Origin of the sequence: Pseudarthrobacter sp. NamE2, assembly GCF_005796205.1 — a bacterium.
In the GTDB taxonomy this organism is placed as follows: domain Bacteria; phylum Actinomycetota; class Actinomycetes; order Actinomycetales; family Micrococcaceae; genus Arthrobacter.
This window is the reverse complement of sequence record NZ_VAHN01000021.1, coordinates 34,399-46,210: the sequence shown is the minus strand read 5'-3', so window position 1 is coordinate 46,210 and position 11,812 is coordinate 34,399. Positions and strand designations below refer to the sequence as shown.

Below are 11,812 nucleotides of genomic sequence, written 5' to 3'. Positions count from 1 at the left end.
ACCGGAGGCGCCGGCCTGGATCATGGACTTCATCAGCTCGTAGGCGTTCAGCGGACCGCCGAAGCCGGCCTCGGCGTCGGCGACGATCGGGACCAGCCAGTCCTCAACGGACTGGACGCCCTCGGAGAATTCGATCTGGTCGGCCCGGAGCAGGGCGTTGTTGATCCGACGGACAACGGTGGGAACGGAGTTGGCGGGGTAGAGGGACTGGTCCGGGTAGGTGTGGCCGGAGTTGTTGGCGTCCGCGGCCACCTGCCAGCCGGAAAGGTAAATGGCCCGGAGCCCGGCCTTGACCTGCTGCACGGCCTGGTTCCCGGTCAGGGCGCCAAGGGCGTTGGTGTAGCCGCCGGTCTTGTGCTCCCCGGTGAGCTGCTTCCAGAGCTTTTCGGACCCGCGGCGGGCCAGGGTGTGTTCTTCGGAGACGCGGCCGCGGAGGCGGACGACGTCGGAGGCTGAGTAGTCCCGGGTCACACCTTCCCAGCGGGGGTTGGCGGACCATTCGAGCTCCAGGGCGGCGGCCTGCTGTTCGGGCGTCTGTGGGGTGGGCTCAAATGCTGCAGTCATCGTTGATCTCCTTGATTGAGCTCCGGATCTGGCAGGTGGGAACCTCGCCTTTGAGGTTCCCACCGGCTTTTCCGGTGCGGGCTTTCTTTCCGTGACAACTACTTTTCGGCACTTTCAGCCCCCTTTCCAGATGAAAACGATGGAAAGAAACGCACATCTTCACGTATTCTTCAAAAATGTCGCCTTCAAGCTGGAACAGGGAAGTTTCGCGGCCGTCGCCCTCCGCGTCCACCGCCGAACTGGACGTCATCGCACTGGGCCGCCGCGTCCGCCATCTGCGCAAACAGGCCGGTCTGACACTCGATGACCTGAGCGCCGCCGTCGGGACCGCTCCCAGCCAGTTGAGCCTGATTGAGAACGGCAAGCGGGAACCCAAGCTGACCCTGCTGCAGCACCTGGCAGGGGCTCTCAACATCAGCCTTGATCAGCTCCTCGGGGCAGAGCCACCAAGCCGCCGCGCGGCCCTCGAAATCGAACTGGAGCGGTACCAGCGCGGACCGCTCTACGAGTCCCTGAATCTGCCCAAAATCCGCATCAGTTCGCGCCTTCCTATGGATGTCCTTGAGGCCCAGGTGGGGCTGTTGCACGAGCTGGAACGCAAGATGAATGAGCAGGTGGCCACGCCGGAGGAAGCCCGCCGTGCCAACGGCGAACTGAGGGCGATGATGCGTGAGCGGGGCAATTACTTCCCGGAGTACGAGGTCGAAGCGCAGAAGGTCCTCAAGGAGGTGGGCTACACCACCGGCCCGCTGAGCCAGCACGTTATCGCGGACATCGCCGCGCACCTTGGATTCACCCTGCACCACGTGGGTGATTTGCCGCATTCCACCCGTTCCGTGACGGATTTGAAGAACCGCAAAATTTACCTGACCCAAAGCCAGCGGCAGGACCACGATCCCCGCTCCGTGCTGCTGCAGGCGCTCGGCCACTACGTCCTGGGCCATGAAACGCCCCGTAACTACGGGGACTTCCTCGCCCAGCGCGTGGCCACCAACTACTTTGCCGCGGCCCTTCTCCTTCCGGAGCAGGCAACCGTGGAATTTTTGCAAAAAGCCAAGGCGGCCAAGGAAATCTCGGTGGAGGACATCCGGGACGCGTTTGCTGTTTCCTATGAGACGGCGGCGCACCGCTTCACCAACCTGGCCACCAGGCACCTGGGCATAACCACGCATTTCCAGAAGACGCACCAGAGCGGAATCATCTACAAGGCCTATGAGAACGACGGCGTGAGCTTCCCGCAGGACCACACCGGCGCCATCGAGGGCCAGCCGTCCTGCAAAGCCTGGACGTCCCGGGCGGTGTTCGATGTGCCGGACAAGTTCAGTGCCTACAGCCAGTACACGGACACCCCCTCCGGGACCTACTGGTGCACCGCCCGCACGGAGCGTTCGGCCACCGGCGAGTTCTCCCTGAGCATCGGGGTGCCGTACCAGCACGTGAAGTGGTTCCGAGGCAGGGAAACCAACGCCCGGGCCGCGTCCAATTGCCCGGATCCCACCTGCTGCAAACGCCCGCCGGCAGAGCTGGCCAGTGCTTGGGCGGGGAATGCCTGGCCATCGGCGCGGGCGCACTCGCACCTGCTGGCTGCCATGCCGCCAGGTGCCTTCCCTGGCGTGGACGAGACCGAGGTCTATAGCTTCCTGCAGTCCCACTCGGGCATGTGAGCTACTCAGTGGTTCCGGTGGTGACATGGTCTGCCATGTGGATGTTGCAAAGCGTCGCGGGCACGTCGAGGCAAAGCATGTCAACCAGCACCTCCCCGACATCTGCGCTGATTCCCGCCCATTGATCCTCGCTTTGCTCGCTGTTCGGGGTATCCCAAACAGTGGGGAGCGAGCGCTCCGGCCTGCGACGGCCGGAAGCGCGCATGTGGATAAGTAGCCGGAACGTGCCCAACGACCGCTCAGGTCTGGCGGGCTCTCCCGCATAGCACCGCTCGTTTTCCTGAAAAAAGTGAACCGGGGTTTGGGCCAGAGCCACCTGCGTGAGCAGGCGTTCCGGTGATTGCTCCCGTGAGGTGGGAGAGGGTTTGCCGATGTGCTGCAGAAAGTGAGAGAGCGTCGTTAGCCGTGCAGCTCCCTGTAGGCGTCCGCGGCGGCCGGATGCAGCGGGACGCCGGCGGTGTTGATGAGGGTTTCCGGGCTGAGGAACTGTACGCCGAGGCTGGACTGAGGGATCAGTTCGCCCGCGTGGTGCACCAGAAGTTGGACCGTCCGCTCCACCGTTGCGGCATCCAGGTCCGCACGGCACAGCAGAAGGTTCGCCGCTCCCACAGTCCACACGGCCGGAACACCAGGGTAGCTGCCCTCCGGAACAAGGACGCGGTCGTACTGGGCGCCGTGCAGGCGGCGCAGTTCAAGCAGCAGCGACGAGAGGTCCAGCAGCGCCAGTGCCATGTCCTGCCCCGCCGCGGTGATCGCGGCGGTCGGCACGCCGCCGGACCAGAACAAGGCGTCCACGGTGCCCGCCTTCAGGGCGGTGAGGCCGTCGTTCAGGCCCAGGCTTACGACGGCGATATCACCGTCCTTACCCGGCACTCCGCCGGCGGAGGTACTCAGTCCCGCCGCCGCCAGGAGCCGCGGGGTGGTGAGGGAGGTCCCCGAGCCCGGCTGCCCGGTGGCCACCCTGCGTCCGGCCAACCCGGAGATGGCGGTGATTCCGCTGTCCCGGCGCACCACGCAATGCACGTAGTTCTCGTAGACCTTGCCGAGGGCCGCGACTTCCACTGCACCGGGTTCCTGCGGCTGCCCGGCGGCATCGGCGAGGGCAACGGCGAAGGTGGCCCGGCCTGACCGCAGCTCCGCGATGTTGTCCAGGCTGCCTCCGGTGGACAACGCCCGCGCCGAGCCGGCTACTCCGTGGCGTTCCAGGGATGCCGCGAGCAGGGTGGAAAATTCCAGGTAGAAGCCCCCGGGTTCGCCACCAGCCACGGTCAGTTCGTCCGGGCGGCCTTCTCTGCAGGCGGCAAGGGCGGAGGGCAGGGTTACAGCTGCCGCAAGGCCAAGACCGGCTTTCAAAACCGCCCTGCGGGGAGGGGCAGCGTAAAGGCCCGCGACGTCACGCACGCAGACCACCCGTTCCGGGAACGGAGTCAGCGGGTGCAACAGAAAATTCAAGCCGGGCGGAGAGGCCGTGCGGGGTGGCGGTGCCCAGAACCAGGCGCCCGCCGTTCGCCGCGGCCAGCTCGTCAACTATCGTTATGCCCAGGCCTGTTCCCCGGACCGTCGCATGACGGGGCGAGCGCCAGAACCGTGTGGCAGCCAAGGTGCGTTCCTGCTCGGAAAGCCCGGGCCCGTCGTCGGAAATTTCCACGGCAACTGCGTTCCGGGCCACCGTAACCGAGGCGCTCACTGTGGCCCCGGGGGCGTACTTTATGGCGTTGTTGAGGAGCTCGGCAATCATCTGGGAGAGCTCCGCGGGCTGGCACGAGACCAGCATTGGGCCCCGTGGGGGCGGAGCCAGGACCAGCCGTGCTCCGGCCCGTTCTGCCGCAGGAATGGCCCGTTCCACTTCCCCCTGCAGCACAGGATACGGATCAACCGGCCCCGCAGCGGAACGGTGGCCAAAGCTGCCGAAGGCGCGCACGCTGTCCTCGCTGGCACGGTGCTCCGCGGCAGCAAGCTTCAATACCCCGTCCAGGATCTCCTCCACCCGCTCCAGTTCGGCCATCACGTTGTCCGCCGCGTCGTGCTCCCGGGCAGTCCTCAGTTCCAGCTGGAGCACGTCCAGGCGCAGCCTGAGCGCACCGATGGGATTCCGCAACTGGTGGGAGGTGTCCGCAATCAGCTGGCGCTGCGACTCGATGCTGTCGCTCACGGTACGGGCCATGGCAGTGAAGGAACGGCTCAACTCGCGCAGTTCCGGCGGCCCGTCCTCGGGCAGGCGCCCTGCCCGCCCCGTCCTGGCCAGTTCGGTCACCGCGGTATTCAGCCGAAGGACGGGCCGGAGCACCCACCCCGTGATGCGGGCCGCCGCCAGCAGGAGCACAGCGGCAAGTACGACGGCGGCAGCCGCCACCAGGAGCCAGCGTCCGCCGAGCTTCTGGCGGGCTGTGTCGAGGTCGACTTCCAGGACCACGCCGCCCAGCACTTGGCTGGCGCTGCCGAACGGGCGGAAGATGAGTTCCGAACCGGACCCGAACGGTTCCAGCTGTGCCAGCGCCGTATCACTGACGTTGAGGCCGGTCCGCGACAGCGCGTCCCGGACATCGGTCCTTCCGTCGCTGAGGCCGCCGGAACTGAGTGTCGCCTGCTGCAACCGAACCACGATCCCTTCACCGTACAGGGACGAGTACGTGTCCATCTCCCGTTGGAGGCGCGTGGTGTCCCCGTCACCGGCGGCATCGAAAGCCACCTGCGCCAACCGGTTGAGCGACGCTACCCGGTTGATCTGGACCTCCTGGGTCAGTTCCCGCGAGGCAGAACCCAGGATGGTGCCGGACACGAGGAAGACCACCAGCAGGCACAGTACGCTGAGGACCCCCAGGACGCGCAGCCTCACGCCGGATCCGCCTCCACCCGGTAGCCCACCCCACGGACATTGATGATGAACCCGGGTTTTTGCAGTTTGGCCCGCAGTCCCGTCAGGTGCACGTCCAGAGACCGGGAGGATGCAAGGAAGGCGTCACCCCACAGCGCATCGAGGATCTGTTCCCGCGTCATCACGGAACCGGCGTTCCGGGCCAGGAGGGCCAGGAGTTCGAACTCGGTGGCGGTCAGGGTGAGTACCTCGCCGTTCCTGGCGGCCGTCCGGCGGCCCAAGTCAATTTCCAGGTCGCCCAGGGAGATGGTGTGCGGGGTGCTTCCGCTGCCTCGGCGCACGCGCCTCGTGACCGCCTCGATGCGGGCCAGCAGTTCCACAAGCTTGACCGGTTTGACCAGGTAGTCGTCCGCTCCGGACCGCAGGCCCAACACCACACTGCGTTCGTCGTCGCGGGCGGTCAGGATCAGGATGGGGCAGTCCGTGACCTGGCGGAGCTTGCGCAGCACATCCAGGCCGTCCATGTCCGGCAGCCCGAGGTCCAGCAGGATTACCTCGTAATCGCGGTGCGCCAGCAGGGCGTCCGACCCCCGTGACACCCTGGCTGCCTTCAGGCCCGCCGTGGCCACTCCCGCTGCCAGCGCGCCGGCCATGGCGTCGTCGTCCTCGACGATCAGCACGTCCATTGCCATGTCCTTGTCCTTAAAAGCCGGGGTTGAGCCGCATCCCTCGCCTTTGGAGACTACCGCCTTGCGGCATTTTCCGGCGGGACAAGCAAATTCCCGCCGCGGGGAAGGCTGACCGGGGCCGAAACCTAAGGAAGTGTTAGGAAACCTGCTCCCGCGTTGGTTGTGCCCTGCATCACCCATAGTTTGGTGGGGGTCCTCCGCGCTTTCGGGAGACTGTCACACCAAGGAAGGTTCATGATGAGCACCGAACAAGCAGCGCCGCTGACGGAGGCAGCCCCGTCGGAAGCGGCCCAGACCCGCCGGGCGGTGGGCAACATCCTCAAAGGTTCCGCCGGCAACCTCGTGGAGTGGTACGACCTCTACGTCTACACCGTCTTCGCCGCCTACTTCCAGGCGCACTTCTTCAACTCCAAGGACGACCTGCAGGCCGGGCTGGAGGCAATGGCCGTCTTCTCGACGTCGTTCCTCATGCGCCCCATCGGTGCCTGGTTCTTCGGCCGCTACGCCGACCGGAATGGCCGCAAAGCAGCGCTGACCCTCAGCGTGACGCTGATGTCCGCCGGGTCCTTTGCAATCGCCGTGCTGCCCACCCAGGACGTCATCGGAATCTGGGCCATGGTCCTGCTGGTGCTGGTGCGCCTGCTGCAGGGCTTCTCCGTGGGCGGCGAATACGGCACCAGCGCCACCTACATGTCCGAGGCCGCAACATCCCGGCGCCGCGGTTTCTTCTCTAGCTTCCAGTACGTCACGCTGGTGGGAGGCCAGATGCTGGCCCTGCTGGTCCTGGTGATCCTGCAGAACGTCCTTGGCAATGACGCCCTCACCGAGTGGGGCTGGCGCATCCCGTTCGCCCTCGGTGGTGCAGCGGCGCTGGTGGTGCTCTGGCTCCGCCGTTCCATGGAGGAAACGGTCTCCGCGGACCAGATCCGCGCCGCGCACGTTCCGGTTGCGGGGGAGGCCCAGCCCGGCACCCTGAGGCTGCTCTTCACCAGGCACTGGAAGCCGCTGCTGGTCTGCATCGGTGTGACGCTGGGCGGAACGGTGGCGTTTTACACATACACCAACTTCATCCTGAAGTTCATGAACGATACGTCCGGCATCGCCAAGACAGATACGTCGGTAATCAACTTCTGGGCGCTGTTCATCTTTATGCTGCTGCAGCCCGTCTACGGCATGATCTCGGACAAGGTGGGCCGCAAGCCGCTGCTGCTCTGGTTCGGCATCACCGGCGTGCTCTTCACCTGGCCGCTGCTGTCCACCCTGTCCGGCACGAAGGACCCGTTCACCGCGTTCCTGCTGATGCTCGGCGGGCTCCTCATCGTGGGCGGCTATACCTCAATCAACGCGCTGGTGAAGGCAGAACTCTTCCCGGCGTCCATCCGCGCCCTGGGCGTGGGGCTGGGCTACGCCATCGCCAACTCGCTGTTTGGCGGGACGGTTCCGCTGATCGGCGCCGCGCTGCAAAAGGCCGGCCAGGTGGACCTCTTCTTCACCTATGTCACCGTCGCCATCGCCCTGTCCCTGCTTGTCTACATCTTCGCCCTCAAGAACAAGAAGGCCACGCACCTGGACCAGGAACAGGGCCACGCCTGGGACGCTGGGAAGGCGGTGCAGCCGGATGACGACGGCGACCGCCTGGCCGCTGCCAGCCGCTAAGTACGCCAACGCGCACCGGCGCCCGTTCCCTACTGGGGAGCGGGCGCCGGTTTTGGTGCAGGAAGTGAGAGAGGGTGTGGGGTCAGCGGGCGCCGCCCTGCCACAGGGCCTCGAACGGTGCCCCGGACGCCACGCGGTTCCGGATGCCGGCGGTGACAAATTCCTTGGCGGTCCGGGCGGCTTCCAGGGGCGAGGAGCCCTTTGCCAGTTCCGCGGTAACGGCAGCTGCGAGCGAGCAGCCCGCACCGGAGACCGCCACTTCGCCGACCTTGGGCGCAGCCAGGACTTCGAGTGTCTCACCATCGTAGAAGACGTCGACGGCGTCCGGGCCTTCCAGCCGCACCCCGCCCTTTGCCAGGACTGCTGCGCCGCTGAGCTCGTGGATGCGGACTGCAGCGGCCTTGAGCGACTCGACGTCCGTGATCTCCACGCCGGACAGCGACTCTGCCTCGAAGTGGTTCGGCGTCACGAAGGTGGCCAGGGGCAGGATCTGCGCCTTGAGGGCCTGGTCCGTGTCCAGTGCGTGTCCCGGCTCCTGTCCCTTGCAAATCAGCACGGGATCCAGGACCACGTTGCCAAAGCTGTTGGCCTTCAGGGCGCCGGCCACCGTCGCAATGGTGGCGGGGCTGCCCAGCATCCCGATCTTCACGGTGTCCAGCACGGAAGGCGCTCCCGACGCCGGGCCGTAGGCCGCCGTCGTCGCCTCCAGCTGGTCCGCGATCACCTGCTGGTCCACCGGCACGAAGCGGTGGTTCCAGCTGTCGTTCGGGTTGAAGGAGACGATGCACGTCAGGTTGGCAATGCCGAAGACGCCGAGTTCCTGGAAGGTCTTCAGGTCGGCCTGCGCGCCGGCGCCGCCGGTTGCTTCGGAGCCGGCAATGGTGAGCACGACGGCGGGACCGGCGGCGGAGGGCGTTGGGTCAACGGAAACGGAAGTCATGCTCCCATCCTGCCATCCGGCGTCGGACGTTTTCCTTGTGTTGCTGTACAGCGGCAGCTGAGTCGGGGTGTTCAGGGCCACAAGGCCCTTCCATGTGGCTGGCGGGACGGGCGGGTGGGAGAATAGCCCCACCAGTGCTAATACAGCCGGCCGCCCTCTGTAGTGACGGGCACCGAGCGAACCACTTTGAAACGGAATTCCTTCATGTCATCTGCATCAGGCCGTGACGCCCTGCCCAAAACCACATCCCCGGGTGCCGCTGCCCGCTTCGCGTCCGTCGGGTCCCCGTATTTCGGCATCATGCTGGCGTTCATGGCGGCAGTGCTGATCCTGTCCAACATCGGTGCTTCCAAGGGCGTGGTGCTGGGACCAATCGTCACCGACGGCGGATTCTTCCTCTTCCCGCTGGCATACATCCTGGGCGATGTCATCAGCGAAGTGTACGGCTTCAAGGTGGCGCGAAAGGCAATCTTCACCACCTTCGCACTGTCCGTCTTCGCGTCCCTCTGCTACTGGATAATCATCGCCCTGCCCGGGTTCGATGACGAGTTCGGGGCCTCCAAGCAGGCCGCGCTTGAAGGTGCCCTCGGCCCCGTGCCGCAGATCGTGCTGGCTTCGCTGCTGGCATTCCTTGCCGGCCAGACCATCAACTCCTGGATCCTGGTAAAGATGAAGGCGCGTTCCGGGGAGAAATCCCTGTGGGCCCGCATCATGGGGTCATCAGTCGCCGGTGAATTCGTCGACACCCTGATTTTTTGCAGCATCGCCGCCTCCGTAATCGGGATCACGGATTTTGGCACGTTTGTGAACTACGTGGTGGCGGGTTTTGTCTACAAGACCCTCGTGGAGTTCATCCTGGTGCCGGTGACGGCGCTGGTGATCCGCTGGATCAAGAAGCGGGAACCGAGTTACGGGGCCGCTGCCGCCTAAAAGCGTCGGATCGCCGAGGACGCCGGAACGGTGCGGGGACGCTGTTCCGGTTCAGCGTCCCCGCACCGTTCCAGCGAATGCGACGGCGGCACCCGGGCTTCGGCGCCAAAGGCCGGCTGACGTCGGAGGGCCGTCAGGATCCGGTTCTTGAATTCCTGCTCGCGGAACAGGTCCTTCCATTCCACCCGGACAAAGAGCCAGCCATCCTCGGTGAGCGCCTTCTCGCGCCGCCGCTCCTGGAAGAGGACCTCGTTGGTGGGCTTGTAGTCGAAGTACTTAACCTTCCCGTCGAATTCGAGGGCCACCTTCTTCTCTTTCCAGGCGAAATCCAGCCGGTGCCAGCCCACGCGGCTCCGCATCTCCACCTGGGCTTCCGCCCTCGGAAGTTTCAGCCGGGCAATGAGGTCCCGCGTCAGCGTTTCACCCGCCGATTCAGCCCGGGCATCCGCGCTGGCGAGTACCGCCCGGAGGTTTCGTACTCCCCGGTACCCGGACAGCCCGGCTGCAGCAGCGTGCATAATGGCGGCATCCGCCCCAAGCCGGAGCGCGCTGTCCACAAGAATCAGCGCCTGGCGGTAGTCGAGCATCATCGCGCAGTCCACCACTGTGCGTTCAAGGGTGGTCACCCGGAGCGTGCTGCGGGTGGTGACTTCCGTGGCCGTATAAGGCCGGGTATGGCCGCGGACATCCTTGCCAAGGCGTTGACGGGACGGTGACACCCGGAACAACAGATGGATCAGGTCGTCCACGTTCCACAGGAAGAGGCCGTGGAGCCGCGCCGCCGAGGTGTGGCTGTAGGTAAAGCCCCCGGCCGACGTCGTCAACGTCCCGTAGGCGTGTGCATGAATCAGCTGCACGCTTCGCATAGTGGGGGACTGTTTCTCCCACACGGCAGCGCGGATGTAGCAGCCGTGCCGCAGCCGGATGAGCTCGCCGCCGGTGACCAGCTGCCGGATAGCGCGGGAATGGAGTCCCTTGGCATGCAGTTGGTCCGTCCGCCAGAGATCTCCTGTAACAGGAAGTGGCCGCAAGGATGCGGGGAGCCGGGTCATCCACCCAGCTTCCGGTGGACTTTGCGCGGGATGCAGGGGACGCCGTCGATATGTGGAAAACGCCGAGGACGCCGGAACGCTGCGGGGACGCTGTTCCGGTTCAGCGTCCCCGCAGCGTTCCGGCGATTTCGACGGCGGGAGGCCGCCCAGGTGCGTCAGGAGTAGTACCGGCCCAGGGTCTCGGCCTTGAAGTCGAAGAACGTGCCGGACTCGATGGCCAGCCGGGCGTCGTCCACCATCTTCACCACGAACCGCTCATTGTGGATGGAGATCAGCGTGGCGGAGAGCATCTCCTTGGCCTTGAACAGGTGGTGGATGTACGCGCGGGAGTAGTTGGCGCAGGTGTAGCAGTCGCAGCCGTCCTGCAGCGGCCCGAAGTCGCGCTTGTATTTCGCCCCGGACAGGTTGAACCGGCCGTACGGAGTGTAGAACGCGGAGTTCCGGGCCACCCGGGTGGGGGAGACGCAGTCGAACGTGTCGGCGCCGTTCTCGATCGCGGTGAAGATGTCGTCCGGCTCCGAGATGCCCAGCAGGTGGCGCGGCTTGTCCTCCGGTAGCTCCTCGTTGCACCACCGGACAATGGTGCCCAGGTTCTCTTTCTCCAGCGCTCCGCCGATCCCGAACCCGTCAAACGGCATGGCACCAAGGTCGCGGCAGGCCTTCCGGCGCAGGTCCTCATACTGGGCGCCCTGGATCACGCCGAACAGCGCCTGGTACGGCTTGCCCACACGGGACCCGGTCAGGCGGAAGTGCTCCTCGATGCAGCGCAGTGCCCATAGCCGGGTGCGCTCCAGGGACTCCTCCTGGTAGCGGCGCGAGTTCTGCAGCGTGGTCAGCTCGTCGAACGCAAACATAATGTCCGCGCCGATCTGGTGCTGGACCTGCATGGAGATCTCGGGCGAGAAGCGGTGGCGGTCACCGTTCAGGTGGCTCTTGAACCAGACGCCGTCGTCGTCGATGTGAGCCAGCCGCTCTTTGCCCGGGGCAACGGCGTCATCCGGGCCGGACACATCCACCGACTTCATGTCAATGACCTTCTTGAAACCCGAGCCCAGGCTCATCACCTGGAACCCGCCGGAGTCTGTAAACGTGGGCCCGGGCCAGTTCATGAAGGCGCCCAGCCCGCCGGCCTCGTCCAGGACGTCCGCGCCAGGCTGCAGGTAGAGGTGGTACGCGTTGGCCAACAGTGCCTGCGCGCCAAGGTCCGCCATGGATTCGGGCAGCACTGCCTTGACGGTGGCTTTGGTCCCGACGGCGATGAACGCCGGTGTCCGGATTTCACCGTGCGGTGTGGTGATGGTGCCGGTGCGGCCCAGGAACTCCCCGCCGTTCTCCTCAACCTGGATGGCGGATGGCGGGCACGATTCCGCCAGCCGGGTGCCCACGGCGAAGGAGAACTGTGACTGGGCCGGCAGCGGACCTGCGGGGGAAGCGGTTGCGGGGACGGAAACGGGGTTGGCTGGCACCGTACCAGTGTGCCAGCAATCAGCCCGGCCCCGGGA

General features: G+C 65.7%; 9 protein-coding genes and 1 pseudogene. 3 read left to right on the top strand and 7 right to left on the bottom strand.

The genetic code is table 11. The annotated features are described in order from the left end of the window. Positions 1 to 564, bottom strand: a pseudogene (locus FDW83_RS17995) (isocitrate lyase); the annotation flags it as partial. A gap of 176 nt (positions 565 to 740) precedes the next feature. On the opposite strand from FDW83_RS17995, the gene FDW83_RS17990 reads away from it, so the two are divergent. Next, positions 741 to 2,228, top strand: a complete 1,488-nt coding sequence (locus FDW83_RS17990; RefSeq protein ID WP_138139442.1) for a helix-turn-helix transcriptional regulator — start codon at positions 741 to 743, stop codon at positions 2,226 to 2,228. Positions 2,229 to 2,627: 399 nt separating this feature from the next. Here FDW83_RS17990 and FDW83_RS17985 read toward each other — a convergent pair whose 3' ends face one another. From FDW83_RS17985 to FDW83_RS17975, 3 genes are read right to left on the bottom strand one after another with little or no spacing between them, the layout of a single operon-like run. Further along, positions 2,628 to 3,638 (bottom strand): TAXI family TRAP transporter solute-binding subunit, encoded by a 1,011-nt coding sequence (locus tag FDW83_RS17985; RefSeq protein ID WP_171027614.1) that lies wholly within the window; start codon positions 3,636 to 3,638, stop codon positions 2,628 to 2,630. Beyond that, positions 3,622 to 5,064, bottom strand: coding sequence for a HAMP domain-containing sensor histidine kinase (locus FDW83_RS17980; RefSeq protein ID WP_138139441.1), 1,443 nt, complete (start codon positions 5,062 to 5,064; stop codon positions 3,622 to 3,624). The genes FDW83_RS17985 and FDW83_RS17980 overlap by 17 nt, the downstream gene beginning before the upstream one ends. Beyond that, positions 5,061 to 5,729 carry a response regulator transcription factor gene (locus FDW83_RS17975; RefSeq protein ID WP_138139448.1) on the bottom strand — a complete coding sequence of 223 codons (669 nt, stop codon included), beginning with the start codon at positions 5,727 to 5,729 and terminating at the stop codon, positions 5,061 to 5,063. The genes FDW83_RS17980 and FDW83_RS17975 overlap by 4 nt, the downstream gene beginning before the upstream one ends. 240 nt (positions 5,730 to 5,969) lie before the next feature. On the opposite strand from FDW83_RS17975, the gene FDW83_RS17970 reads away from it, so the two are divergent. Then, positions 5,970 to 7,388: an MFS transporter gene (locus FDW83_RS17970; protein ID WP_138139440.1), complete on the top strand. Its 1,419-nt coding sequence runs from the start codon at positions 5,970 to 5,972 to the stop codon at positions 7,386 to 7,388. A gap of 82 nt (positions 7,389 to 7,470) precedes the next feature. On the opposite strand, the gene FDW83_RS17965 is transcribed toward FDW83_RS17970, so the two are convergent. Next, positions 7,471 to 8,328 carry a hydroxymethylpyrimidine/phosphomethylpyrimidine kinase gene (locus tag FDW83_RS17965; RefSeq protein WP_138139439.1) on the bottom strand — a complete coding sequence of 286 codons (858 nt, stop codon included), beginning with the start codon at positions 8,326 to 8,328 and terminating at the stop codon, positions 7,471 to 7,473. A gap of 204 nt (positions 8,329 to 8,532) precedes the next feature. Between FDW83_RS17965 and FDW83_RS17960 the strand changes: the two genes are divergently transcribed. Then, the gene (locus FDW83_RS17960; RefSeq protein WP_138139438.1) at positions 8,533 to 9,258 is read left to right on the top strand and encodes a queuosine precursor transporter; all 726 of its coding nucleotides are present in this window, start codon (positions 8,533 to 8,535) and stop codon (positions 9,256 to 9,258) included. Here the strand turns inward: FDW83_RS17960 and FDW83_RS17955 are convergent. Together FDW83_RS17955 and tgt are read right to left on the bottom strand one after the other, a co-directional pair. Next, the gene (locus tag FDW83_RS17955) at positions 9,255 to 10,310 is read right to left on the bottom strand and encodes a type IV toxin-antitoxin system AbiEi family antitoxin domain-containing protein (RefSeq protein ID WP_138139437.1); all 1,056 of its coding nucleotides are present in this window, start codon (positions 10,308 to 10,310) and stop codon (positions 9,255 to 9,257) included. The two genes, FDW83_RS17960 and FDW83_RS17955, sit on opposite strands and share 4 nt — an antisense overlap. A gap of 155 nt (positions 10,311 to 10,465) precedes the next feature. Continuing rightward, positions 10,466 to 11,776 (bottom strand): tRNA guanosine(34) transglycosylase Tgt, encoded by a 1,311-nt coding sequence (gene tgt, locus FDW83_RS17950; RefSeq protein WP_138139436.1) that lies wholly within the window; start codon positions 11,774 to 11,776, stop codon positions 10,466 to 10,468. Between the last annotated feature and the right edge of the window lie 36 nt (positions 11,777 to 11,812).

Excerpts from the sequence above, each read along its gene's own strand:
- FDW83_RS17990 (WP_138139442.1), top strand. The coding sequence starts at position 741 with ATGTCGCCTTCAAGCTGGAACAGGGAAGTTTCGCGGCCGTCGCCCTCC.
- FDW83_RS17975 (WP_138139448.1), bottom strand. The coding sequence starts at position 5,729 with ATGGACGTGCTGATCGTCGAGGACGACGACGCCATGGCCGGCGCGCTG.
- FDW83_RS17970 (WP_138139440.1), top strand. The coding sequence starts at position 5,970 with ATGAGCACCGAACAAGCAGCGCCGCTGACGGAGGCAGCCCCGTCGGAA.
- FDW83_RS17965 (WP_138139439.1), bottom strand. The coding sequence starts at position 8,328 with ATGACTTCCGTTTCCGTTGACCCAACGCCCTCCGCCGCCGGTCCCGCC.
- FDW83_RS17960 (WP_138139438.1), top strand. The coding sequence starts at position 8,533 with ATGTCATCTGCATCAGGCCGTGACGCCCTGCCCAAAACCACATCCCCG.
- FDW83_RS17955 (WP_138139437.1), bottom strand. The coding sequence starts at position 10,310 with ATGACCCGGCTCCCCGCATCCTTGCGGCCACTTCCTGTTACAGGAGAT.